This window comes from Vreelandella sp. DA03-1M (assembly GCF_055725665.1).
This window is the reverse complement of sequence record NZ_CM146798.1, coordinates 2,084,346-2,109,986: the sequence shown is the minus strand read 5'-3', so window position 1 is coordinate 2,109,986 and position 25,641 is coordinate 2,084,346. Positions and strand designations below refer to the sequence as shown.

Sequence of the window (25,641 nt, the reverse complement as noted above, 5' to 3'; positions counted from 1 at the left end):
TGCTCCTGGGTTTGTTCGGCCATGAACAACGCGCCGAAAGTAGCTGGCGGTATCATTCTTGTGCTTTTCTGAGCCTTAACAGGGCGCCCAAAAAAAACGCACCGCCAATGATCGCCAGCGCCAATAAATGCGGCCAGACAATTCCCAATCCGGCACCACGAAAGAGAATGGCCTGAGCAAGTTCGACAAAGTGAGTGGTCGGGGCGACAAACATGATGCGCTGCACTAGCTCAGGCATACTTTCACGCGGGGTCATCCCACCCGACAGAATCTGCAGGGGAATCAGTACCAGAATGATTAACAGGCCCAGTTGCGGCATCGAGCGCGCCAATGTGCCAAGAAAAATCCCTATTGATGTGGTCGCAAATAGCAGTAGCGTGGCGCCGAAAAGATAGAGCGTCTGCGAGCCGCGAAGAGGTACTTGCAGCCAACCCTCGACGATGATGCGTAGTGCGAAGACCGAAGCCAACAGCACGATCAACCCCATCGACCAGACCTTGGCCAACATGATCTCGAACGAGGTGACCGGCATGACCAATAAATGTTCAATGGTGCCGTGCTCTCGTTCACGGATCAACGCTGCTCCTGTCAGGATAATCGACAACATGGTGATTTGATTGATAGCCTCATTAATGGCGCCGAACCAACTTCGGTTGAGATTAGCATTGAATTCAGCACGAACCACTGCCTCAATGCGGCCCGGCGATGATTGCTGGTATGCTCCGATGAAATCAGCCACCTCATCACTGATAATCCGCTGGATATGCCCAGCTCCCGTGAATGCCTGGCTGATCTGGGTAGCGTCGACATTCAACTGAATGGTCGGCTGGCGAGCGGCCAGCAGGTCACGCTGAAAGTTAGGCGGAATATTGAGTGTAAAGGTATAACGCCCCGCATCCATGCCGCGATCCATCTGGCCAATATCGATAAATTCGGGCGGCAAAAAATAGGGAAGTTGAAAGGCATTAACAATACGCAAGGATGCCTGAGACCGATCCTCGTCGACGACGGCCACGCTAGCTCGGAACGGCGCCTCAGGCTCACCAGTGGCGCTCAGGTAGATCCCCAAAGTGAACGAGTAAATGATCAGTAACATCAGAGCCGGGTCGCGATACAGGCTGCGTATTTCCTTGATACCCAGTTGCAGAATATTGGCAAGCCTGGCCATATCAGCGCTCCTGTTTCCTGAGACCCCAAACACTCAATAACGTCAGTACGGGGATGGTGATCAGCAGGGCCAGAAAATACGGTGTCAGATCTCCCAGACTGAGCGCTTTGGAAAACACGCCTCGGCTGATAATCAAAAAATGGCTGGTGGGATAGATATGTCCAATGACAGCCGCACCCCCTTGCAGCGCGGAAACTGGAGAGAGTAGCCCCGAAAACTGGATCGCAGGCACCAGTGTAGCGATGGCGGTACCGAAGATAGCGGCAATCTGACTATGCAGAACCGATGACATCAACAATCCCATCCCCGTGGAACAGATGACATAGATCAGCGCGCCTAGGCTCAATGTCAGCAGGCTACCCTTCACCGGCACGCCAAAGGCCAGCACGGCGAACGCCACCAGGGTGATGAAATTGATCATCGCCAGCATTATGTAGGGCAACTGTTTGCCGAGCAGAAATTCCAATCGAGAAACCGGCGTGACGTAGAGATTGATAATAGAGCCAAGCTCCTTCTCACGTACGACTCCCAAGGCAGTCAGCATCGCCGGTATCAGCATGAGCAGCAGTGGGATCATCGCCGGGGCCATGGCTGGCAGACTTCTAACGTCGGGATTGTAGCGGTAGCGAATGGCAATCTCGACGGGAGGGGAAAAAGCTCCAGCCCCTTCGCTCAAGCGAGCTAAAGTGTCCGCATGAATCCCCTCCACATACCCCTTGATAGTATCGGCCCTGACCGGCATAGAACCATCGACCCAGTAAGCAACTTTGGGCACATTGCCACGCTTGAGATCGCGGCCAAACCCTGGCGGAATTTCCACCGCCAGGCTGATATCACCGCTGCGTAGTCGCTGCTGTATATCGGTGTAGTCGGTCAGAGGAGGCTTCTCGGTGAAGTAACGCGATCCCGTTAGATTGAGAGAATAGGCCTGGCTGGTCGTGGTCTGGTCACGATCGAGCACGGCATAGGTCAGATGTTCGACATCCATATTGATGCCATAACCCATGATAAACATTAGGATCAGACTACCCAGCAGCGCCAGCGTGGCACGTATCGGATCGCGACGTAGCTCCAAAGTCTCTCGGTGGGTGTAACTGAACATTCGGCGCAGGCTAACGGTCAGCCTGCCAGACCGGGTCGCCGGGTGCGATTCTAGAGAGGCAGTTGTCGGCTTTTCGGACTCGGCTTCATCTATCTTGCTAGCCTCTTTCAGGTACGCCATAAAGGTAGCTTCTAGTGTGGGTAAGCCACGCGACGCTAGTAGCTTCTCAGGGGTGTCGGTAGCCAATACGCGCCCGGCATGCATCAAAGCAACCCGGTCGCAGCGCATTGCCTCGTTCATGAAGTGGGTGGAGATGAAAATCGTCACTCCCTCTCCACGGGAGATCTGCCCTAACAGCAGCCAGAAGTCATCACGTGCTATTGGATCCACTCCGGAGGTGGGTTCGTCGAGAATCAATAATTCAGGTCGGTGAATGACAGCCACCGCCAACGAAAGCCGTTGGCGCACTCCCAGTGGAAGCGCTGGCGGTAATTTGTCAGCCACTGCCGTGAGATCAAAGCGATCCAGCATCTCCCTCACGCGTGTGGCACGCTCAGCCTTAGGAAGATGAAACAGATGCGCATGCAATTCAAGGTTCTGACGTAGCGTCAGTTCTGTATAGAGAGAAAAACCCTGAGACATGTAGCCCACCCGACTGCGCGTAGCAATATCGCGCGGATCGACGGGCTTATCGAACAGCAATGCCTTTCCTTCGCTGGCGGATAGCAGCCCGGTGAGCATCTTCATCGTGGTGGTCTTCCCACAACCATTGGATCCCAGGAAACCAAATATTTCACCGCGCTCGATACGAAAGTCGGCGTGATCCACGGCGACGAAATCGCCGAACCGCTTGGTCAGTCCATGGGCCTCGATGGCTATATTGGCATCAGGTTGGCGGGGCGATATTTTGAACTCGCGATACCTGCGCCGTTTAGTCTCGGGCAACAACCTGATAAAAGCTTCCTCGAGCGTTGCACTTCCCGTCGCTGCTAGCAGATCGTTAGGCGCGCCAGTATTCAATACCTGCCCATCATCCATGACCACCAACCAGTCGAAACTTCGCGCCTCTTCCATATAGGCAGTGGCGACTAATACGCTCATACCTGGACGCTTGCTCCGTATCCGCCCAATTAGTTCCCAAAACTGAGCCCGTGATAAAGGATCGACGCCCGTGGTGGGTTCATCGAGTATCAAAAGGTCGGGATCGTGGATTAGCGCACAGCATAACCCCAGCTTCTGTTTCATTCCGCCGGAGAGCTTGCCGACAGGGCGTTCCGTGAACCTAGCCAGCCCAGTACTATGCAAAAGTTCGCCAATACGACTATGCCGGTTCTGGCGATCCAGACCGAATAGACGGCCGAAGAAATCGAGATTTTCAAAGACTGTCAGGGTGGGATAGAGGTTCTTTCCCAACCCCTGAGGCATATAGGCAATCCGCCGACACACCTGTTTGCGATGCCGCCCTTCCGCCATGTCGCCGTCTAATACGACAACCCTACCCTGCTGAATTTTTCTAGCACCGGCAATCAGGGCCATCAGACTGGACTTACCGACGCCATCGGGCCCGATCAACCCCACCATACAACCAGCGGGAATGGCCAAACTTAGGCCGGATAACGCATGCACTGAACCATAGCGCAAGCTAACACCTTCCAGCCGCACCACAGATCCATCAATGCTCATGGTGTCACGTTAACCTTCAGTTCGTCGGGCCAATCGAGCGTATCATCAAGCTTGAGATAGGCCATGCCCGGCAAACCGGTTTTGACTTTGTCTAGGTGCTTTTCAAGTAGCGCGGGGTCGATACGGGCCTTGACCCGAAACATCAGCTTTTCACGTTCGCTAGCTGTTTCCACGGTCTTGGGAGTGAATTGGGCCACGCTGGAGACGTAGCTGACGTTAGCCGGGATCACATACTGAGGCGCTGCATCCAGCACCAAGTGCACGTCGGCACCCAGCGCAACACGCCCAGCTTGACGCTCGGGCAGGAAAAAGGTCATGTAGACATCGGTCAGATCGACGAGATTGAGTACCACGCCCCCGGCTGGCAGCACTTCACCGGGCTGGGCGACACGATACTGAACCCTTGCCACCCGGTCACTACGCAGCTGACTGTCTTCAAGATCTGCCTCCAGCTTGTCCACCGTAGCGCTGGCTGCCTCAATGGCCGCCTGAGATTCAATAACCTTTGAATCGGCTGCCTCGATGGCTGCCAAAGCGGAGAGCACACCCGCACGTGCAGCGGCCAGCGCGGCTTCGGTACTCTCCAGGCTGGCCAAGTCATCGTCGAGTTGCTGCCTCGACAAGGCATTGCGAGCCACCAATGCCCGGGTGCGGTCATAACGCTTGTGTGCTGCAGACAGCTCAGCGTTACGTTGCAACACGACGGCCTCAGCAGCCGTTTTTTCGCTCTGTCGTTGAGCAACTTGTGCCTGCGCGGTCCGTGTTGCACTCTCGGCCTGTCGAACCTGTGCCCTGGCCTGCCCCAGTTCGGCTTCTAGCACTTTCATGTCCATACGCGCCAAGAGCTGATTCGGCTCGACCTGCTCTCCTTCGCCAACAAGCACCGCTTCGATACGACCCGCCTGCTTGGTAGCAATATCGATTTCGGTCGCTTCAATTCGCCCATTACCGCTGGCAAAACCATCACCCAACCCCTCAGGTCGAAACTCCAGCCACACCAACACACCGGCAATGAATACAACTCCGGCAATTATTAACATTCGCCATACGACTTTTCTCAGCGTGGAGGGCACGATTCGGCATCCTAGACTAACGAGTCATTCAAAAGGAAAAGAGCGTATAACGGCTAGTGCCAGCATTAGCCTTTGCAACCAGTATGAAACTGGAAAATTTAAACGTGGTGACGCAGATCAAGAATCTTTCAAGATATCTTGCATTCCTAGTAACAATACTTGAACCAGATAAGCTTGCAGTTTAATGCAGTGCTATGGTTGCATTCAGACTCCCCTAAGTAGTAGTTTCTCTGCCATCGGCTAGCAATTTCCTCTTAAAGAACCCGTCGTGAGTTATGTATTCCTTGTGACTTAAACAGCGGCCGCGGTTTAGCCTAATGGTCAGCTAATCATTATTATTTCACTTGTAGAAGTAATCTAACTGCCTCAGGCAGTTAGATTTTTGTAAAACGTCATTTACCGAGCTGACCAGGAAAAGGGATATACTCAGCATCATCTCCTGGAGGAAGGCGAAAGCGACCATTTTCAAAATCCGCTTCTACCCAAGCCTGCTTTGCGGCCTCCAGCTTTTCCTGCGAAGAAGCGACGAAGTTCCAAGATATATAGCGGGGGCCATTTAGCGTTTCACCGCCCAGTAGCATCAACCTAGTGCCTGTTTCGCCCGCCACCACCGTTATAGTATCGCCTGGTCGGAATACCATCATGCGGCCAGCGTCGAATGTTTCCCCTGCAATAATGACACTACCGGACATGACATAAATACCACGATCCTCATGGTCATCCGGCAATGGGAGCTTTGCTCCTGGCTGCAGCACGGCATCCGCATAGAACATTTCAGAGAAGGTTTGTACCGGTGCCCGCTCTCCCCAAGCCGTGCCTAGAATCAAGCGCACTTCTTTGCCTTCACCTTTCAGCATTGGCAGCGCCTCCTCGCTGTGGTGCTCAAAGCTGGCAGGCTTATCTTCATAAGCTTCGGGAAGCGCCACCCAGGTCTGTATCCCCAACATAGAATGTTTGTTCTGACGAGTGAGAGAACTGGTGCGCTCCGAATGGGTGACCCCATTACCCGCCACCATCCAATTAACAGCACCAGAACGAATTATTTGATTAGTGCCTAGACTGTCGCGGTGCTGGAACTCCCCCTGGTACAGATAAGTAACCGTGGCAAGCCCAATGTGAGGATGTGGGCGAACATCAATACCCTCGTCTTTAAGAAACTCAGCAGGCCCCATCTGATCGAAAAAAATGAACGGACCCACCATCTGACGTTTTGGAGCGGGAAGCGCACGGCGAACCTCGAAACCACCCAGGTCTCGTGCTCGGGGAATAATCAGTGTCTTTATGTCGTTCAGACTACCTGCGGAAGGACATTTAGGCTCTATATCAGGCATCCAGCTCATAGGGTTGGCTCCAGACATGAGAGGCAGGAAAATGTGGCATGCTGTCGGCCGACACTTATTGCTCCCATCAGAGAAAGCCGTACCGCTATGCCCATTTGTAAAGGCGCATTTTGCACATCACTCAAAGTGGCACGATGTGACGTTGTAAGGTGCGCGATGAATGTACAAGCTGAAAGGTTACGATTTCCGTAATCAAGCTCGGCAGAACTGTACGTGATTATCCTTTGTGGAGATTGTCGGATGGGATAGTTGCAAGACGTTCATCCTCAAGATTCTGATGTACTGGTTTAGCAATTTTAATCCCTACGAAAAGCTGCATACGAAGCGTTAGGATCATCAATCGCTGCCCTCTTGACGTTCGAGCTGAACCTGTAACAACGCATTCTCACGCTCCAACTGCTCAATACGATCACGAAGCGGCTGAATCCCTTTGGCGATTTCTTCTTCTGTGAAGCGTGGAGTGATATGTTGCGGGCAATTCCAATCGAATGCCTCCAACCGCAGCCGGAATATCCTTTCCGGTTTCGCCACGTAATCCTTATCCACCACTTGCTTAGCTAACACCGCATCAGCATCAAGCGCCAACTTTTCAACGTGTGCGTAAATCTTGAGGCGAGCACGTCGAGGGTAATCCATTAAAATCAGGCAGGCGCGATCATTGGCCTTGAAATTGCCAGTACTGATGTACTGCCGGTTTCCTCGATAATCCATGAAAGCGAGCGTCCGGTCATCAATCATTTTGAGAAAACCGGGAGGCCCTCCGCGATGCTGAACGTAAGGCCAGCCGGTTTCTGACACAGATGCGATATAGAAGGTATCTCGCTGTGCAATGAACGTAGCTTCTTGATCTGTGAAGCGGTCAAACGTGCGATTGCCTTTGAACCCAGACCAGAGATGGTCTACGCCCATCTCTGCCTGAGCAGCTTGTACACTGGGCGTAAGAGCTATATCCATAAAACCGTAAGTCATTGGCTGCCCCAAAAAAAAGCATGAACGAAGTGCAGGCGGTTAAAAAGCTAGCGCTTAACATTCTTCATTAATGACACAAAGCTCGTTTCCTAGTGAACTCTAAAACCTCTGCATATAGGCACAAAAACTACCACCCAAACCCCAGCCATGATTGTCATCACCAGCGCTGCAGGCACTTGCGCAGGCAAAACACAGTTACCTTAACCGGCATCCCTCGCTGCCTGCTGTGCCCGTAAATAACTTTCGGTAACAGCTGCATAGTTTGGCGCGACAAGCCCATAAAGCTGAGCAAGGTCGGCTGCTTCCGGACGAGCCCAGGTGCGATGAAATTCAGACAACAGTGAGTTGGTTGTGGTCGGCTTAACACCGCTCTGAACAAAACGTGCAAGGGAGACCCGAGATGCCATTTCGCTTGGATCACCTGATGCATCAATTACAGCATAGACCTCATAACCAGATTCTCGAGCATCAAGTGCGGGAGACATCACGCAGACACTGGTCCAAACGCCAGCCATCACGAGCGTCTTGCGACCCCTCGATCGGACCTCGGCTACAAAATCATCATTGTCCCAAGCGTTCACTTCCCCCTTGCGCGGCACATAAATAGCATGCGGAGCAAACTGGTGAATTTCCGGCATTAACGGGCCATTAGTGCCAGCAGGCTCCGAAGCCGTGGTAATCACCGGAACTTCCAGCAGCGTACAAAGCTTGGCAATCATCTCTACATTGCGGCGAAGGGCAGCGACCGGGATATCTTTGACAGTCTGGAAAAGGCCGGACTGATGATCAAGCAGCAGAACCAGCGTGTCGGCAGGATCCAGAAGCATTACGTCACCCCCTGATTGAATAGCGCTACACTTTAGAGTCCGATTCTATGAGTCAGGAGATTGGACATGAAGAAGCGTTTCAGAGAAGAACAGATCATTGGTTTTCTAGGCGAAGCAGAAGCAGGACTGCCCATCAAGGAGCTATGCCGTCGGCACGGTTTCTCAGCAGCTAATTACTATCTATGGCGCAGCAAGTTTGGCGGCATGAGCGTATCCGATACCAAACGACTCAAAGAACTCGAAGCCGAAAATGGACGCTTGAAAAAGCTGCTCGAGGAGTCGCTACTGGAGATGGAGGTCACTCTGAACGGGTCAATCATAAGCGCGTCGAACGCCTCTACGCGGCGGCTCGATTGCAGATAAAACGCCGCAAGCGCAAGAAGGTTCCTGCGTCTGAGCGAAAGCCCCTTGGCCGTCCTTGTGCCGCCAACCAGGTCTGGTCAATGGATTTTGTGTTTGACCGTACGGCCGACGGGCGAGTGTTAAAGAACCTCACCATTGTCGACGATGCTACCCATGAAGCCGTGGCTATCGTGCCTGAACGTGCCATCGGGGGACTGTTGTTAACACGGATTCTAGATCAACTGGCTTTACAACGTGGCCTACCTAGCGCCATTCGTACGGATAATGGAAAGGAATTTTGTGGGCGTGCCATGCTGTTATGGGCTCATCTACATGGCATTGCCCTGTTTTTAATTGAACCTGGAAAACCCAATCAAAACGCCTACATCGAATCGTTCAATGGGCGTTTTCGAGATGAATGTCTGAATGAGCATTGGTTCACCAGTCTTCATCACGCCAAGGTTGTCATCGAAGCATGGCGGCGGGAGTACAACGAGGAAAGACCGAAGAAGAGTCTTGGCGGACTGACACCTTCAGCCTATGCCGAGCAACTGATGTTAAAACACGATAAAGTTACTTCTGACTCTAAACTCGGCTGCTACTGAAAATGGGGTGACGTCGAGACATCGGTATCCTGCCGATGATAACGCTGGAATGCCAAATAATGCTGCAACTGAGTCGACGCAATTTTCTAAAGCTCGCAACATCATCCCCGCTACCGATAACGCACGCAGCCCACGAGGGGATTCAATACCCTCATAAGCGGGGCTGCCACTGAAAGATTTCACACGACGTCTAAGTAGATCCCACCTGAAGTGTACAGCGCCAACTACTAGTCGCTGAGATTACAAAAATTGACAAAACAACGGAGACCACTAATTTAAAAATTAGGAAGGCTTGTAGAAATGGAATTGTGGCTAGGCGATTAGCAATACAAAACAAAAACAAGATCGGCGATGTGGTCACCGTTATCGCCGTGAGCGAAAGCGAGCGAGGTAAATCACATGGCAGACGATTTGCGCGAAAGCGCCTTACAGTACCATCGACTCCCCCGCCCCGGTAAATTGGCAATCCAGGTGATAAAACCGATGGCTAGCCAGCGCGATCTGTCGTTGGCCTAATCGCCTGGGGTAACCGCAACCTGCGAAGAAATTGAAAGCGAACCCAGCTATTCACTTATCTGCCCATCAGGCGCCAGAGAAACGTTCTCAATAATCAGTTTTTTTGCTGCTTACCTTTTTTTAAGCCTGCCATAAGTTACCTCATTTAGGATGATCCTTGTGCCAATCGACAAATATGTCTTGCACAGCCACCCATCATCGAAAAGAGGTATTACTTATGCGAACTCACATCACTAAGATTATAACATCGGCGTTGTTACTGACGGCTAGCACGGCTGCGCTGGCCGAGACTCATTGTACTGATGCCCCCAGTGACGAATGGATCAGCCAAGCTGATATGGAAGAACGTATCAGCGAGATGGGTTACAAAATCAAAGAATTTAAGGTCACCGAGGGAAACTGCTACGAGATATACGGCTGGGACGAGCAGGAGCGCCGGGTAGAGATCTATTTCAACCCAGTAGATGCCAGCATCGTGAAGCAGGAAGTCGAAGACTGATCAGGAGGTTACCATGGCCGATAATACCCGTATCCGTGTTTGGGACCCGTTGGTCAGGTTGGTACATTGGGCTTTGGTTGCTGGCGTAGCCGTCAACTTATGGCTAACCGAAGAAGGGGGCGATATACACCAATGGGTCGGTTATGCCTTGGTGGCATTAATCGTCGTACGCATCCTTTGGGGATTTATCGGTCCCTGGAGTGCACGCTGGCGGAGCTTTTGGCCTACCGTGAGCCGACTTCAATGTGTGCTGCGCGGTCGCGACAGCAAGATAGAGCAAACCGGCATTACCCATACACCGCTGGGCGCTATCATGATGCTGGTGCTGCTTGGGCTAATCCTCGGTCTGGGACTTACTGGCTACATGATGGAAGAAACGGATCGTTTCTGGGGGGTTGGCTGGGTTGAAGAAACCCACGAATTCATGGCCAACGCGATTCTTTTTCTAGTACCACTGCATGTATTGGGTGCTGTGGTAGAAAGCCTCAAGCAAGGCGATAATTTGATCGCTAGCATGTTGCATGGCTATCGCCGCCGCCCTACCTCTAACCCCAACACTAAGGCTCATGATGTTCAGTCTTAATTAAGATGCTGTTAAGACAATGCAATGATAGTGGCCACTCCTTAATTTTGCACGAGTGGCCTTTTCAGACCTGTTTGACACAGAGCAATGGCTGCACTATCCCTTATTTATGCCACGACACCGAACAAGCGGCCTATGCCGAAGGTCAAGGTCATCGCCAATGCGCCCCAGAACATTACGCGCACCGAGGCTTTGAGTATCGGCGCGCCACCCACACGGGCAGCCGCCGCCCCTAGAAAGGCTAAAAACAGTATCGAGAAGAGCGCCACCAGAAGAATAAGCAATGGCGGCGGCGCCCACCAGGCGATTAGCAACGGCCACATGGCGCCAGCCGTGAAGGTCACAGCCGATGAAAAGGCCGCCTGGAGTGGGCGCGCTTGGCTTGTCTCGGTGATGCCAATCTCATCTCTGGCGTGAGCGCCTAGCGCATCGCTTGCCATCAGCTGTTCAGCGACTTGCGTGGCTAGCGCCGGTGTTAACCCACGCGCTTCATAAATCGCTGCCAGCTCTTCCAGTTCAGCATCAAAATGTTCTATCAACGCTTGGCGCTCAAGCGCAAGATCCGCATGTTCGGTGTCAGACTGTGAGCTAACGGAGACGTATTCACCGGCGGCCATCGACATAGCCCCGGCCACTAGCCCCGCAATACCGGCCAACATAATGTCGCTATGCGCGGTGCTCGCTGCTGCCACGCCGAGTATCAGGCTGCTAGTCGAGACAAGGCCATCATTCGCGCCCATGACGGCTGCGCGCAGCCAACCTGAACGGTTAGATCGATGGTGCTCTGTATGTTGCATGGCCTCACCTCGTGATTGATTTCCCCTTTCTTTCCAGAGGGAGAGTGGCAGATAGCTGTGTGGCAACAGCCTTCAGGGCATATTTTTAGCCAGCGCTTGTAGCAACAGTGCGATTCTCTGGTGCATATAACGGTTGAAATGCATTTAGATTCAATCACTTGTTCCAAAGAAAAGCACTGCAAGCTAATCAGCGATCCTGATGTTGGTTTTGCTCCCACACCACACTGACCGCCAGGCCATTGGGCGTACGATTACTAAGCGTAAGGCGTGCGTTCTGGCGCTGAGCCAACTCCGAGACAATCGATAAACCCAACCCGCTGCCGGTGGTACCCTGGCCAGACGCGCGCCGAAAGCGCTCAGTGACTTTATCCAACAGTGCCTCGGGGAGGCCGGGGCCAGTGTCACTCACCGTGAGTTGAGGCAACCCCTCCCAAAGCGCTAACTCTACCTCCACTTGACCGCCTTCCGGCGTATAGCGCAAGGCATTATCCAGTAGGTTACGAAAGAGAATTCCCACCTCGACTTCGTCGGCGCGAACCTCCAACCAGGTTAAGCCTGTTAGCCTCAAGTGCTGATCTCGCTCATCAGCGAGTGGCCACAGCTCGGCTATCAATTCAGCAATAATCGGATAGAGGTCAATAGTGGCCGGTGAGGTTGTGGCAACTTGATCCAAACGAGCCAAAATGAGCAGCTGTTCTACCACCCGTTGAAGCCGCTCAACCCCGACATAAGCCTTTTGTAATGATTGCTCTCCCCCTGCCTGCGCATTATCTAAGTGGATTCTCAGCGCTGCCAAGGGCGTGCGTAATTCATGGGCCGCATCTGCAGTGAAGCGCCGCTCGCGCTCTAACGTGGCTTTCAACCGGGTGATAAAGTCGTTTAGTGATTGGCGTAATCCATTAAGCTCTTGAGGAACCGGATTATTGATTTGACGCAGGTCGTGGGCGGAGCGACCTTGTACCTGGCTGGAAAGTGCTTGGATGGGTGCAACACCCCGCCGGATAACTCTACTCATCAGCCAAAGAAGGAGTGGCAGCAACAAGAGCATCGGCAATAAATTGTTCCAGGTGATGCGCTCCACCACTTCATCATGAAACGAACCCCGTAGTCCCATGCTGATCCAGGTATCGCTGGCAACATCGAACATGCTGAAAACCCGCCAGCGGTGACCATCGTAGCTTTCCCAGCGAAAACCCTCCTCTAAAGGCGCGGGGAAAGGCCCTGCATCATTCCATTTGCCCCCTAACAGCCTGGGTGAGCCATCGGCATTCCAAAAACCCAGTACTAATTTAAGCTCTTCCTCGTGGTAAAGCTTGGGACCTGATTCAGAGCTGCTCACGGGCACGGCGATACCGTCACGATATAGCTGGGTTGGATGCGCGGGAAGGCCCATGCGCGCAGCAAGGCGAGCATAGTCGTCGATGGTAGCGTTTGGATCGAGTTGGCCAGCCACAATCCGGCTATGCAGACTGAGCTGTGTATCGAGAATTTCTTCTAGCTCGTGATCCGTAATTAAGTAAGCCGCGGTAACCGCAACGCCCCCAGCGACCACCATGGTAATGGCTAGCGTGCGAAGCAGATAACGCCGTATCGATCTCATTGCGCCTGACTATCCAGTCGGTAGCCAATCCCGCGCACGTTAATAATCAGATGTTTTTCAAGCTTTTTACGCAGATGATGAATGTGAACTTCCACCGTATTGGACTCTACCTCTTCGCCCCAGCCGTAAAGCAAATTTTCTAAGCGAGGGCGAGATAGTACCCTGTCCGGGTGCCTAGCGAGCTCTAGTAATAAGGCATACTCGCGTCGGCCTAACTTTACGTCTTTGCCCCGCCAACTCACCGCATGGAGAGCCTCATCAATACTCAGTGCACCCAGCGTCAATATTTGCGAGGCACGCCCCTCAGCGCGTCGCATTACGACACGCAAACGGGCGAGTAGCTCCTGCAAATTGAAAGGCTTGAGCACATAGTCATCCGCCCCCGCATCTAAACCGCCAATACGGTCTTCCATCGCATCGCGGGCCGTCAAAATCAGAATAGGCAGAGTAGATAGCTGTCGGAGTAAATGCAGTACCTGCATACCGTCCATATCGGGCAGTCCAAGATCCAAAATAATCACACTGAAGGTCTCGCTGCCAATAGCGCTGATTGCCTCTCGGCCAAGCATAAACCAATCGACCGTGTAGCCCTCACGCTCTAGCGCCGTCTTGATACCATCCCCAAGCAAGGGGTCATCTTCTATTAGCAGTGCGCGCATGCTGATCCCCTCAATCGACAACCCGCTATCTTGGCTACCAAAACTTAAGCTTTTCTTAAATTCGGCAACTTACTTCCCAAAAAGCAGACTCATCTGAATTCAATCAGCAAGCCTAACACTCTATTTTTGCGAATCTCTTGCGCGGTTTAATTCTTCTTTAAGTTATTTAGGCTCAAGCTGCCTCTTTCGCCATGGGCAAAGCTAAATCAGCGCCTTCACTGGCAGTCATTTTGAATCTTCCTTGTCGCTGCCGTAGGCAGACCATTGTCTATTAACTGAATAGAGCGCCAGAGTATGCACTTACTAACACTGATTAGAACAAACTATTATTTAAAAATAATGGCCCGTTTTTTAGAAAAAAGAATGAAGCGATATTTACTGGGAGGAATACGGTATATCGTCAAAGCGCCTGCACCAGAAACCATTGACAGCCTTGTGGGCATAGAAAAAATTCTCATTATTCGCCCCAATTTTCGTCTGGGCAACGCGCTAATCAGCACCCCTGTCATCGATGCTTTTCGTGACCGTTTTCCTTCCGCGCGCATTGATTATTTAGCGACTGATAAAACATGGCCACTGTTGCAGCAACGTCCTGTTGATCATTTTCATTTACTGTCGAGAGCCGCCATTCTCCGTCCTTGGCAGTGTGTGACATTATTACGACGCTTACGAGCACAACGCTATGACCTAGCAGTACAAGTGAGCGGAGGATCAACGAGCGGCTTTATCGTGACTCGGTTAATAGGGGCACGGTACAGCATGGGATCACGTAAAGGCCATCAGCGCTGGTACAGCATTGAGGCGGAAGGTAGGTCATCCCATGCCTACGATGCCATCGTTAATTTGACTCGTCCGCTCGGTGTCGCTTGCCGTAATCGGCCATTGCTCCAGTTAACGGAGCAGGAACGCTATCAGGCAATAACAAAAATACAACAGCTAGTCAGCCTTCATAGCGATGATTCATCAGATACTAATTTTATTGCGATCTTCGTTGGTGGGCATCAAAACAAACGTTGGCCGTTGGAATTTTGGTTAATGCTCATTAATGCCATGGAAGCCCGTAAAATGCGCTATGTCGTTTTTCTTGGACCGGAGGAGTTTAGGTTTCTAGCGCCTATTGAGCAGCGTTTGAGGTCATCGCTGTATGGTAGCTTATGCCCACCGCTTCCTATCCGTCACTTTGCCGCTGTTCTAGGGCGTGCGCAGTTACTCGTGACGCCAGACTCCGGGCCTATGCACTTAGCGGCAGCACTCGATGTCGCCACCATTTCCCTAGTACGCCAGAAAAAATCACTCGCCTTCGTACCACGAGAAGCCTATGACACTATTCTGTGGCGCCCAGAGATCAGCACGGTAATAGAAGCCATACGCGCTAATCTTGACGGACAAAACGCAACGGCTCCCGTTCAATCGGCCTCGGCAACAAACCAACCAACACAGTGGGTAACTCCACCACCCAGTGCTGACCCTCTGTATTCTAGTTACTAAATTAAAGCGCATAACTGTTCGTTAAGTTTTGCGCTTTATAGTGACCCTACTATTACGTTATCGAGAGTACTGTCTTGCCTATCTCAACGACGTCAAAACCTAATGGCACGGGTGTTAAACGCATCTTCCGCGCTTCTATGAATGCAGTGTCGGGTTTAAAAATTTGCTGGATAAATGAATCTGCCTTTCGACAAGAGATGATGCTCTGTCTTGTCCTCTACCCGTTTTTATTTTTTGCTGATGTCACTTCCGTAGAAAAAGCGTTGCTGTTTTCTTCACTCACTCTTGTAGTGGTAGTGGAACTCATCAACTCTGCTATCGAAAACACCATTGACCGTATCGGACTAGAACATAACGAACTTAGCGGGCGTGCGAAAGACATGGGGGCTGCCGCCGTTATGTTGACCATTTTCATGACGGTGGGTGTATGGCTATGCGTACTACTCAACTAAATGTTCTCAAACCTTTGGCATCCGCTTGGTTTTTATTTCTACTCGCCATGTCAGTTTTCAGCATTTTAAACATTGATTTTACGTTAGCCGACTTTTTATATCGCCTTCAGGGTAATACCTGGGCATGGAAAGAGGCCTTTATTACTCAGGATATCCTTCACAAAGGCGGTAAATGGCTAAGCCTGGCGATGGGTTTAGCCATACTCCTCCTATTGATACTAAGCACCATGGTGACTCGTCTCAAAGAGTATCGCACTCCGCTTTTATATCTTTTTTCCGCAACACTACTTTCGGCGTTACTGGTTGCGACGATTAAACACCTGGTGAGCATGGAATGCCCTTGGGATTTAATTCGCTATGGGGGAGATCGAGGCTTTATTGGCCTGCTCGACATACGCCCGCCCTCAGTGCCAGCGTCCGCCTGCTTTCCCGCCGGGCATGCCAGCGCAGGATATACGTGGATAGCCCTGTACTTCTTTTTTACCGCCATACGGCCCCACTGGCGATGGGCAGGGCTTGCACTGGGTGTAGGGCTTGGCCTTACGTTTGGGATCACTCAACAGTTCCGCGGGGCGCACTTTCTCTCCCACGACCTCTGGACCGTCATGATTTGTTGGACCGTAAGCTTTGTCCTTTCAAGATTCTTATTACCCCCCAGCGTTCATTAATCTTTTCATATAGAGAGCCTTTCGATGCGTCCATTGCTATCATTGCCTTCAAAAATTGTAGGCACCGCTTGGCATTATCGCCCCACATTAAGTACGGAGCAGCTTGTCTTATGGGGCGTTGTCATATTCAGTGTTTTTTACAATGTCCCTTTTTGGCAACAAGCCTTAGCTGGCTATGACCCTCTTGCCGTCCAGGCGTGGCTAACCTTTGCCAATATGTTTTTGGTGATGACCTGCCTTAACTATTTGGTCTTCGTGAGCCTTGCTTTTCGAACGCTGGTAAAACCTTTATTAACCTTGCTGTTTCTGATTGCCGCCTTTGTCAGTTACTTTACCAGTTACTACGGCACCTATTTTGACACCTCCATGCTAGACAATGTGCTTCAAACGGACACTAACGAAGCACAGGAACTTCTCACAGCTGGTTTACTGATTCATTTGGCAATCTTTTTTGGCTTGCCTACCGTCATGATTTGGCGCGTTAACATCACACCTTCAACCTGGAAGAAGGCAATGTTGCGTCGCTCGGCTTATTGCCTTGCCAGCGCTGTTATATTGCTGTTAGCGCTATTTTTATCTTATCAAGAAGTATCGTCACTCATGCGCAACAATAAAGAGCTTCGCTACTTGGTGACCCCAGGTAATTATATTGTTTCGATGGCGCAGGCGCTTTCCAGCCAACACGCTTCCGCGAATACGGTGCGTTCCCCAGTGGGTGAGGACGCCAGTATCAGCTCACAAGCGGGTGACAAACCCACACTTCTCGTCATCGTGGTGGGCGAAACGGTACGGGCGGCGAATTGGGGGTTAAATGGTTATGAACGCCAAACCACACCTAAACTTGCCCTGCAGCCTGACGTTATCAATTTTTCAGATGTTTTCTCATGCGGTACAAGCACAGCAGTCTCATTACCCTGCATGTTTTCATTACCAGGGCGTGCCGATTACGCTAAATCGTATGCTCAGCAACATGAATCCTTGCTGGACGTATTAGCCCACGCCGGGTTAGAGGTCACCTGGCTTGATAACCAGTCAGGCTGTAAAGGTGTCTGCGACGGAGTGACAACAAAAGCGCTCTCGCCAGAGGAGTATGCGTCTTTATGTCAAGATGGACGTTGCTTTGATGAAGCACTGGTTCAAGCATTAACCACGCAAATTAGCGGTACCTCAGCAGATCAGGTGGTCGTGCTGCATCAGCTAGGCAACCATGGACCCAGCTATTACCAACGCTACCCTCCTGCTTATGAGCGTTTTGTGCCCACCTGCAACAGCGCTGATTTAGCCACGTGCTCAAGAGAGGCCATTACCAATAGCTACGACAACGCCATTCTATATACCGACACCGTATTGGATCAGGTGATTGAGACGTTAAAGCATCAGGATGAATACGCAACGGCGATGATCTATCTCTCGGATCATGGTGAATCACTTGGCGAAAAAGGGCTTTATCTGCACGGCATTCCCTACGCTATTGCCCCCGACGAACAGACGCATGTGCCTATGGTGTGGTGGCTGTCCAACTCATTTTCACAGCAGCAAGGGCTTGATACGGACTGCTTACGCCAAGTCTCTGATCAAGCCGCCTCGCACGATAACTTATTTCACAGCGTGTTGGGTTTGCTTGACGTAGCAACGGACGTTTACCAGCAGGCAAAAGATATTAGCCAAACGTGCCGGAGCCTCGCCAATTAATGAATGCTTAAGTGATCGTTAAGTATTCCATGGCAAGCTGCTTTTCACTCTGCTCAACTATTCTGGTGTATGCACATGGTTTTATCGCATTTATTGGGCTCCAGCCAAGGTTTTTGGAGACGGCTTCTACCCAAAAAAATGGCAACCTCGGAGGACTTGGTAGGCGGTGTCAACGCCTCTATTCATTCTGCTAAATGGCTTTCCTTTAGAGCCAGCGTTGTTTTAGTTACTTTACTAGCGACTCTGCTGTGGTTAACGGGAATAGAAAACATCGAGATCACCATCGCCATATTAAGTGTAACGTCAAATGGTATATCACAGTTACTCGGTCGCTATTTTTCTCTCAGTGAATTGAAAATGGTTGAAAATGATTTGTTCGATACGCTCGACGCATTAGGAGCTGCAGGAGTTGGAACCTTAATAATTTTATATTTATTGGTTTAGCAAACTTAATATTTAATCCAGGGACAAAGCACCCTTGTTTATGCAGCTAGGTAAAACTAAAGAATGAAGAAAATAGCGGATGCATAAAATTCGAGCAGCGAGTCAACAGTTATTACTGTTATGGATTTTGCGCTGAGGGTGTTCAAAACTCTGTGTCAGCCAACCAGCCTTATAGGCTGATGTGATGTTCCAAGCGCCCTGGGAAGTGGATGGCCATCTGTGACAGCGTCAAGTTCCAGTTCTGCACGGGGTGCGTCCAGCGCTCAGAGGCCTTGAGTATACCGGCATAGAGCAGCTTGAGTAAGCTGTTCTCATTGGCGAAGCCGCCCTTGGTCTTGGTGAGCTTGCGGAACTGGCGGTGTACGGCTTCCACCGCGTTGGTGGTGTAAATCGCCTTGCGCACGTAATCGGGGTATTTGAAGTAGGCTGAGAGCGTGGGCCACTTGTCCCGCCAGGACTTGATAACCATGGGATATTTATCACCCCACTTGGCTTCCAGGTCATCAAGCGCAAGTTCGGCGGCATTGAGCGTGGCAGCCTTGTAGACGGCTTTCAGGTCGGCCATAAAGGCCTTCTGGTTTTTCGAGGCAATGTACTTCATCGAGTTCCGGATCTGGTGAATGATACAGTGCTGGATCTCGGTGTCGGGGTAAATCGACTCAATGGCTTCGGGGAAGCCCTTCAGTCCATCGATACAGGCAATCAGGATGTCTTTGACGCCCCGGTTGTAGAGGTCCGTGAGTACACTGAGCCAGTGGTGAGCACCTTCCTGGTCCGAGAGGTAGAGGCCGAGCAGTTCTTTCTTGCCCTCGATGTTCAGGCCAAGGAGCGTGTAGATCGCTTTGCTGACGTAGCGACCATTCTCTTTGATTTTGTAGTGAATGGCGTCGAGCCAGACAATGGGGTAAATAGCTTCCAGGTCACGCTCACGCCAGGCTTGCAGCTCCGGTAGCAGTTTGTCGGTGACGGCGTTGATGGTGCCGTTGGAGAGCGAAACACCATACAGCTCGGCGATGTGCGTACGGATGTCCTGATAGCTGTTACCGAGTGCGAACAGGGCAATGATTTTACGTTCCAGTTCGTCAGTAAGGTGGGTCTGGTGCTTCTTGACGATCTGGGGCTCGAAGGAGCCGGTCCGGTCTCTCGGTGCGTCCAGCTCAAAGCTGCCAGTCGGCCCCTTCATGGTCTTGCGACTGGAACCGTTCTTGCGGTTGGCTGTGTCCTCCGAGGCTAGATGGGCCTCCAGCTCACCTTGCATGGCGGCTTCGGTGAGTTGCTTGATCAACGGGGTCAGGATACCGTCTTTGCCGGTGAGGTCTTTGCCCTCACGCAGAGCTTGAAGTGCGGCATCCATATCGAACATAGGTTTGGTCATAAGTCATCTCTTTTCGGTTCAGTCTAAAGAAATGACACAGAATTCTGAACACTACCTTTGCGCTACAAATTTATAGAGTTTCTGACACGGGGGTGGCTGAGCTTGTGTTTATAAATGACTCCACCCCATTTCGTAGAATTACTACAAAGATAGGTTATGTCACGACAAACCGGAAAATATGGCATTTTGGCTGGAATTCATATCACAACAGACTAGAAAAGCCAAAATGGAGGCGGCCCCAAAAGCCACATCCCGGCACACGCAGCCACCACTACCGTTGCTCCCTTCCGGGCCTGGCGGGGTTCGCAGTTTAGCGTTGCGGGAGGACCTAAGGGGCCACCATAACGGCACACTCTGTTATTACGTGAGTGTGCTAATGCTGATGTGGTGGCTACGCCCTGATTTGAACAGGGGACCCCATCATTATGAGTGATGTGCTCTAACCAGCTGAGCTACGTAGCCTTTCCTCATCAACGGGTGCAGATTATGCCTACCTAAACGATGAAAGGCAAGCCGGATTCCGGCTTGCCCTGCTAGTCAACAAAGCGTATCGAAATTGACTTATTGAATAGCAGTACGCACGGCCTCAGCACCAGGCTCGCCGTTACGTGTGGTCACGCCGTCTAACCACTCGTCAAGCACGCTATCATTGGCCTTCAAGTAGTCACGCGCGGCATCACGGGGATCTTCACCATCATCCATGATCGAGCTCATTAGCTGATTTTCCATCTCCAGCGTAAAGGTCATATTGCGCAGCAAAGTACCTACGTTCGGGCACTCTTCCACGAACCCTGCTCGGGTGTTGGTGTGCACGGTCGCGCCCCCTAAATCTGGACCGAAATAGTCATCGGCATCCGACAGATAGGCCATCTCGAAGTTAGAGTTCATGGGATGCGGCTCCCAGCCTAAAAACACCATCCACTGCTCATTGGGCACTCGAGCGCGCAGTTCCGCGAGCATCCCCGCTTCACTGGAATCTATTACCTGCCAATCGCCCAACCCATAGGCATCGTCGTCGATCATCTGCTCGATCATCTCGTTGCCATCGTTACCCGCCTCGATGCCGTGCAAGCTGCGATCAAACTGGTCGGCATGCTCTGCCAGATCGTTAACCGATGTCACACCGGCATCGTAAACATACTGGGGCACCGCGAGGGTGTACTTCGCCCCTTCCAGGTTAGCCACCAGGCGCTCAACCTCGCCACGCTCGATATAGGGGTCGCTGATAGAAGCCATCGAAGGCATCCAGTTACCCAGGAAGACATCAAAATCATTGTTGCGCATGCCTGCGTAGGCGATCGGCACGGAAACCGTATCCACGCTTGGTTCATAGCCAAGCCCTTCGAGGACTTCGCTGGCGAGCGCAGTGGTGGCGGTAATATCCGTCCAACCCACTTCGGCAAAGCGCACACTGCTGCACTCGTTTGCAAAAGCCGCCGTTGGCAGACCCGCTGCCAACAATAAAGCACCTACGTAGCGTGAAGAAGTTCTGTTCATCATCGTTGCCCCTTTATAAGCTTATTGCTAATTACATAGATACGAACACTCAGTTGCTGCCGTGGTCGCAGTGCATAGAAATCGTCGGCGCCTTTTATTGATTGAACGTTCAATAAAAAAATGCCATCATGGTTAGGTAATCATGTCTACGCCTGGGTTTCAAGCAGTGGCCCTGCTAGGCATTCAACGAATTAGGAGAGCGCTGTGCCAAAGGTGGGAATGGAACCGATACGCCGCCAGCAGTTAATTACCGCAACCATGGCAGCCATTGATGAAGTCGGCCTGGCCGAAACGACCGTCATGCGCATTGCACGTCATGCGGGTGTTTCAGCGGGCATTATCAGTCACTACTTTGGCGGTAAAGATGGCTTGTTGGAAGCGACAATGCGGCAAATCCTGACCGACCTGACCGGGGCCGTTGCGGTGCGCCGACATGCGTTGGAAGACGACTCTCCCCGTGCTCATATTGGCGCCATTATTGAGGGTAACTTTGACCGCACCCAGGTCACCGGCCCCGCCGCTAAAACGTGGTTAGCGTTCTGGGCCAGCAGCATGCATAAACCCATGCTACAGCGGTTGCAAAACGTCAATGATCGTCGTCTTTACAGCAACTTATGTCACCAGTTTCGACGTGTAATGGCCCGCGCAGAAGCCCGCAACGCAGCGCGTGGTTTGGCTGCCATGATCGACGGTCTGTGGCTACGTGGCGCCCTTACCCCAGAAGGATTAGATGCTGACGAAGCCCGCCTTCTTGCGCACACTTATCTCGATCAGCTTTTTGCTCATTATGGATGTACAACGCCTGCATCCCACACGAACAGTTAATTTTTTATATTCAAGGAGACCGACATGGCCGCTCAAGACGTACAGCCTCTTTATATTGATGGTCGCCAGGTAGCCTCCACCTCAGGCGATACTTTTACCGTTACCAACCCGTTTGATGGCAGCCTGCTGGCCACTATCGGCCAAGCTAGCCAAACTGATGTCGACACCGCGGTCGCCGCTGCCCAGCGAGGCCAGCGCGAGTGGGCCGCGATGACTGGCATGGAGCGCTCGCGTATTCTGCTGCGCGCCGTCGCGCTGCTAAGAGAACGCAATGATGAACTTGCTGAGCTGGAAACCCGCAACACCGGTAAGCCGATCAGCGAAACCGCCAGTGTCGATATTGTTACCGGCGCAGATGCGCTGGAGTACTACGCTGGCTTGGCGCCTGCTATTCAAGGCAGCCAGATCCCTCTGCGTGATAGCTCTTTTGTGTACACCCGCCGCGAACCGCTGGGTGTCATTGGCGCCATTGGCGCCTGGAACTACCCGATCCAAATTGCTTGCTGGAAAGCCGCACCGGCGCTTGCGGCAGGCAACGCAGTGGTATTCAAGCCCAGCGAAGTGACCCCGCTAACCGTGATGAAACTGGCGGAAATCTTCACAGAAGCCGGCCTGCCTAATGGCGTCTTTAACGTGGTACAGGGCGATGGCCGTGTAGGCGCCATGCTCACTGAGCATACTGGTATCGCCAAAGTCTCGTTCACCGGCGAAGCGGGCACCGGCAAAAAAGTCATGGCCGCCGCCGCTAGCTCGACGCTAAAAGACGTCACCATGGAACTAGGCGGCAAATCGCCGCTACTAGTTTTTGCAGATGCCGACCTTGATCGCGCTGCAGACGCCGCCATGATGGCCAACTTTTACTCCAGCGGCCAAATCTGCACTAACGGCACGCGGGTATTTGTTGAACGCAGCGTTAAAGAGGTCTTTGAAGCCAAGCTGGTAGAGCGCGTCAAGCGTATCAAAGCAGGCGACCCGATGGATCCCAGCGTCAACTTTGGCCCGCTGGTTAGCTTTGAACATCAAGAGAAAGTGCTTTCGTATATTGCTCTGGGCAAGGAGCAAGGCGCTCGCCTGCTCGTGGGTGGCGACGAGTGGAATACCGGCAGCTTTGCCAATGGTGCCTGGGCGGCACCGACGATCTTCACCGACTGCACCGACGAAATGCGCATTGTGCGCGAAGAGATCTTCGGCCCAGTAATGTCGGTACTCGCCTTTGATGACGAAGCAGAAGTCATTCGTCGCGCCAATGACACCACCTACGGCCTTGCCGCTGGTGTCTTCAGCGAAAGCTTGAACCGCGCCCACCGTGTGATTCACCAGCTGGAAGCGGGTATCTGCTGGATCAACACCTGGGGCGAGTCACCCTCCGAAATGCCCGTTGGCGGCTATAAAGAATCTGGCATTGGTCGTGAGAACGGTATCGAGACGCTTAATCACTATACCCAAACCAAGTCAGTTCAAATCGAGATGGGGCCATTTGAGTCAGTGTTTTAAATCAAAGTGCTACTTTCCGCGCAATAACTGACCAGGGCGCTGGGGGTGGCTTGTAGCGAGGGTCTTTTCCCAGGGATGGGAAAAGTAGCGCCCAGGGATGGGTTCACAGCGCCCTCGCGTAAAGCTACCGCCAGGAAGCCCAGCCCCATCTTCAGCCTCGGTAACTCACCATGTCTCAACCACGCGAATTTGATTACATCATTATCGGTGCAGGCTCGGCGGGCAACGTGCTCGCCACTCGCCTCACCGAAGACAGCAACGTCAGCGTACTGCTGCTAGAAGCGGGTGGGCCGGACTACCGCTTCGATTTCCGCACTCAAATGCCGGCCGCCCTTGCCTTCCCGCTTCAGGGTAAGCGCTATAACTGGGCTTTCGAAACCGACCCCGAACCCTATATGGACGGCCGCCGTATGGAATGTGGCCGCGGCAAAGGCCTGGGCGGCTCCTCGCTGATTAACGGCATGTGCTATATCCGCGGCAATGCGCTTGATTACGACAACTGGGCCAAACAACCCGGTCTCGAAGATTGGGACTACCTGAGCTGCCTGCCTTACTTCAAAAAGTGCGAAACCCGCGACATTGGGCCCAACAGCTATCACGGCGGCGATGGACCGGTGAGCGTGACCACGCCAAAGCCCACCAACAACCCGCTCTATCGCACCTTTATTGAAGCCGGTAAACAGGCAGGCTACCCAGAGACTGAAGACGTCAACGGCTACCAGCAAGAGGGATTCGGCCCCATGGACCGTTTCGTCACGCCCAAAGGCCGCCGCGCATCCACGGCCCGGGGCTACCTGGATACCGCCAAAAAGCGCCATAACCTGACCATCGAAACCCATGCCGTTACCGATGTGATCGAGTTTGAAGGCAAGCGTGCGGTGGGCGTTCGCTATGAGCAGAAAGGTGAAAAACAGCAGGCCTATGTACGCCGCGAAGTAATTCTGTGTGGCGGCGCCATCGCCTCGCCGCAGATTTTGCAGCGTTCAGGTATTGGCAACCCGGAACTGCTGAACGAACTGAATATCGAGACGGTTCATGCCCTGCCCGGCGTGGGTGAAAATCTCCAGGATCACCTGGAAATGTACATTCAATACGAATGCAAAGAACCTATCTCGCTCTATCCAGCGCTAAAGTGGTACAACCAGCCTAAGATTGGCGCCGAATGGCTATTCAATGGCACCGGCGTGGGCGCCAGCAACCAGTTTGAATCCTGTGGCTTTATCCGCAGCAGTGATGAAGAGGAGTGGCCCAATCTTCAGTACCACTTTCTGCCCATCGCTATCAGCTATAACGGCAAAAGCGCGGTAGAAGCACATGGTTTCCAAGCCCATGTTGGCTCGATGCGCTCAGAAAGTCGCGGTCGTATCCGCCTGACGTCAACGGATCCACACGCGGCACCCAGCATTCTGTTCAACTACATGGCCAAAGAAAAAGATTGGCAAGAGTTCCGTGATGCGATCCGCCTCACCCGTGACATCGTCGCCCAGCCTGCGTTTGATAAATACCGAGGGCGTGAGATAGCGCCTGGTCCGAACGTTCAGACGGACGCTGAGCTAGATGCTTTTGTTAAACAGCACGCAGAAACCGCTTACCACCCGTGTGGCAGTTGCCGAATGGGCGAAGGAGAGATGGCGGTCACCGATGGCCAAGGGCGCGTGCATGGGATTGAAGGTCTGCGCGTGGTCGATGCCTCCCTCTTTCCGGTGATTCCTACCGGTAACTTGAATGCGCCCACCATCATGCTGGCGGAGAAAATCGCCGACCGTATTAAGGGGCACGAGCCGCTCCCCCGCGCCAGCGTTGACTACTATGTGGCAAACGGTGCACCGGCCAAACGCGCTTGAACATTTAGCCTGTTTACCACTCCAAACGCTATGGCTTGCCGCCATGGCGTTTTTTTTGGCTACGTTAAAGGAACAAGCTGCGCCAAACGTGCCTAAAAACTTGCGTGTGATAGCCCCCATCTGCCAATATTCAAACAAGTGTTCGACTCAATATCTCAA

At 52.3% G+C, this 25,641-nt stretch carries 21 protein-coding genes, 1 tRNA gene, 1 other RNA gene and 1 pseudogene; 11 read left to right on the top strand and 13 right to left on the bottom strand.

The annotated features are described in order from the left end of the window. Positions 1-52: 52 nt before the first annotated feature. From ACXUPB_RS09770 to ACXUPB_RS09745, 6 genes are all read right to left on the bottom strand, one after another. The gene (locus tag ACXUPB_RS09770) at positions 53-1,168 is read right to left on the bottom strand and encodes an ABC transporter permease (protein ID WP_281662029.1); all 1,116 of its coding nucleotides are present in this window, start codon (positions 1,166-1,168) and stop codon (positions 53-55) included. A 1-nt stretch (position 1,169) separates the two neighbouring features. After that, entirely contained in the window at positions 1,170-3,893 is a 2,724-nt protein-coding gene (rbbA, locus tag ACXUPB_RS09765) for a ribosome-associated ATPase/putative transporter RbbA (protein WP_179917251.1), read from the bottom strand. After that, entirely contained in the window at positions 3,890-4,966 is a 1,077-nt protein-coding gene (locus ACXUPB_RS09760) for an HlyD family secretion protein (RefSeq protein ID WP_281662028.1), read from the bottom strand. Before ACXUPB_RS09760 ends, rbbA begins: the two co-directional genes overlap by 4 nt. 392 nt (positions 4,967-5,358) lie before the next feature. After that, the gene (locus ACXUPB_RS09755; protein WP_179917408.1) at positions 5,359-6,306 is read right to left on the bottom strand and encodes a pirin family protein; all 948 of its coding nucleotides are present in this window, start codon (positions 6,304-6,306) and stop codon (positions 5,359-5,361) included. A 336-nt stretch (positions 6,307-6,642) separates the two neighbouring features. Further along, the gene (locus ACXUPB_RS09750) at positions 6,643-7,275 is read right to left on the bottom strand and encodes a pyridoxamine 5'-phosphate oxidase family protein (RefSeq protein ID WP_179917409.1); all 633 of its coding nucleotides are present in this window, start codon (positions 7,273-7,275) and stop codon (positions 6,643-6,645) included. Between the two features lie 200 nt (positions 7,276-7,475). Continuing rightward, entirely contained in the window at positions 7,476-8,102 is a 627-nt protein-coding gene (locus ACXUPB_RS09745) for an isochorismatase family protein (protein ID WP_179917410.1), read from the bottom strand. A gap of 66 nt (positions 8,103-8,168) precedes the next feature. On the opposite strand from ACXUPB_RS09745, the pseudogene ACXUPB_RS09740 reads away from it, so the two are divergent. From ACXUPB_RS09740 to ACXUPB_RS09730, 3 genes and pseudogenes are all read left to right on the top strand, one after another. Then, positions 8,169-9,049 (top strand): annotated as a pseudogene (locus ACXUPB_RS09740) (IS3 family transposase). A gap of 733 nt (positions 9,050-9,782) precedes the next feature. Continuing rightward, positions 9,783-10,064: a PepSY domain-containing protein gene (locus tag ACXUPB_RS09735; protein WP_022523388.1), complete on the top strand. Its 282-nt coding sequence runs from the start codon at positions 9,783-9,785 to the stop codon at positions 10,062-10,064. Between the two features lie 13 nt (positions 10,065-10,077). Next, positions 10,078-10,647, top strand: coding sequence for a cytochrome b/b6 domain-containing protein (locus ACXUPB_RS09730; protein WP_179917411.1), 570 nt, complete (start codon positions 10,078-10,080; stop codon positions 10,645-10,647). Between the two features lie 107 nt (positions 10,648-10,754). Here the strand turns inward: ACXUPB_RS09730 and ACXUPB_RS09725 are convergent, their stop codons facing one another. From ACXUPB_RS09725 to ACXUPB_RS09715, 3 genes are all read right to left on the bottom strand, one after another. After that, entirely contained in the window at positions 10,755-11,444 is a 690-nt protein-coding gene (locus ACXUPB_RS09725; RefSeq protein WP_022523387.1) for a VIT1/CCC1 transporter family protein, read from the bottom strand. A gap of 187 nt (positions 11,445-11,631) precedes the next feature. After that, complete coding sequence (locus tag ACXUPB_RS09720) at positions 11,632-13,044, bottom strand: ATP-binding protein (RefSeq protein ID WP_472956438.1); 1,413 nt, start codon at positions 13,042-13,044, stop codon at positions 11,632-11,634. After that, on the bottom strand, positions 13,041-13,703 hold the full coding sequence (locus tag ACXUPB_RS09715; RefSeq protein WP_179917413.1) for a response regulator: 663 nt from the start codon (positions 13,701-13,703) through the stop codon (positions 13,041-13,043). Before ACXUPB_RS09715 ends, ACXUPB_RS09720 begins: the two co-directional genes overlap by 4 nt. Before the next feature lie 294 nt (positions 13,704-13,997). Here ACXUPB_RS09715 and ACXUPB_RS09710 point away from each other — a divergent pair, with 294 nt between their 5' ends. The 5 genes from ACXUPB_RS09710 to ACXUPB_RS09690 all read left to right on the top strand — a co-directional run bounded on the left by ACXUPB_RS09710 (position 13,998) and on the right by ACXUPB_RS09690 (position 18,447). After that, positions 13,998-15,191 (top strand): glycosyltransferase family 9 protein, encoded by a 1,194-nt coding sequence (locus ACXUPB_RS09710; RefSeq protein ID WP_281662027.1) that lies wholly within the window; start codon positions 13,998-14,000, stop codon positions 15,189-15,191. A 74-nt stretch (positions 15,192-15,265) separates the two neighbouring features. Then, positions 15,266-15,643, top strand: coding sequence for a diacylglycerol kinase (locus tag ACXUPB_RS09705; protein WP_281662026.1), 378 nt, complete (start codon positions 15,266-15,268; stop codon positions 15,641-15,643). Next, positions 15,625-16,311 (top strand): phosphatase PAP2 family protein, encoded by a 687-nt coding sequence (locus tag ACXUPB_RS09700; protein WP_281662025.1) that lies wholly within the window; start codon positions 15,625-15,627, stop codon positions 16,309-16,311. Before ACXUPB_RS09705 ends, ACXUPB_RS09700 begins: the two co-directional genes overlap by 19 nt. A 24-nt stretch (positions 16,312-16,335) precedes the next feature. Then, a complete protein-coding gene (locus tag ACXUPB_RS09695) occupies positions 16,336-18,003 on the top strand; it encodes a phosphoethanolamine transferase (RefSeq protein ID WP_179915932.1) in 1,668 nt (555 codons plus the stop codon). Positions 18,004-18,078: 75 nt separating this feature from the next. Next, entirely contained in the window at positions 18,079-18,447 is a 369-nt protein-coding gene (locus ACXUPB_RS09690) for a hypothetical protein (RefSeq protein WP_179915933.1), read from the top strand. A 169-nt stretch (positions 18,448-18,616) separates the two neighbouring features. Here the strand turns inward: ACXUPB_RS09690 and ACXUPB_RS09685 are convergent, their stop codons facing one another. The 4 genes from ACXUPB_RS09685 to ACXUPB_RS09670 all read right to left on the bottom strand — a co-directional run bounded on the left by ACXUPB_RS09685 (position 18,617) and on the right by ACXUPB_RS09670 (position 21,322). Further along, the gene (locus ACXUPB_RS09685; protein ID WP_035565815.1) at positions 18,617-19,822 is read right to left on the bottom strand and encodes an IS256 family transposase; all 1,206 of its coding nucleotides are present in this window, start codon (positions 19,820-19,822) and stop codon (positions 18,617-18,619) included. A gap of 236 nt (positions 19,823-20,058) precedes the next feature. Next, an RNA gene (ffs, locus tag ACXUPB_RS09680) (signal recognition particle sRNA small type) lies at positions 20,059-20,155 on the bottom strand. Positions 20,156-20,207: 52 nt separating this feature from the next. After that, a tRNA-Met gene (locus ACXUPB_RS09675) sits at positions 20,208-20,284 on the bottom strand. Positions 20,285-20,383: 99 nt separating this feature from the next. Then, entirely contained in the window at positions 20,384-21,322 is a 939-nt protein-coding gene (locus ACXUPB_RS09670; RefSeq protein ID WP_423841381.1) for a choline ABC transporter substrate-binding protein, read from the bottom strand. 216 nt (positions 21,323-21,538) lie between these two features. On the opposite strand from ACXUPB_RS09670, the gene betI reads away from it, so the two are divergent. The 3 genes from betI (at position 21,539) to betA (ending at position 25,482) form a co-directional block, all read left to right on the top strand. Continuing rightward, positions 21,539-22,144: a transcriptional regulator BetI gene (gene betI, locus ACXUPB_RS09665; protein ID WP_035563660.1), complete on the top strand. Its 606-nt coding sequence runs from the start codon at positions 21,539-21,541 to the stop codon at positions 22,142-22,144. Between the two features lie 24 nt (positions 22,145-22,168). Beyond that, positions 22,169-23,638, top strand: a complete 1,470-nt coding sequence (gene betB / locus ACXUPB_RS09660) for a betaine-aldehyde dehydrogenase (RefSeq protein WP_035563658.1) — start codon at positions 22,169-22,171, stop codon at positions 23,636-23,638. 170 nt (positions 23,639-23,808) lie between these two features. Further along, a complete protein-coding gene (gene betA / locus ACXUPB_RS09655) occupies positions 23,809-25,482 on the top strand; it encodes a choline dehydrogenase (protein ID WP_035563655.1) in 1,674 nt (557 codons plus the stop codon). Positions 25,483-25,641 lie beyond the last annotated feature (159 nt).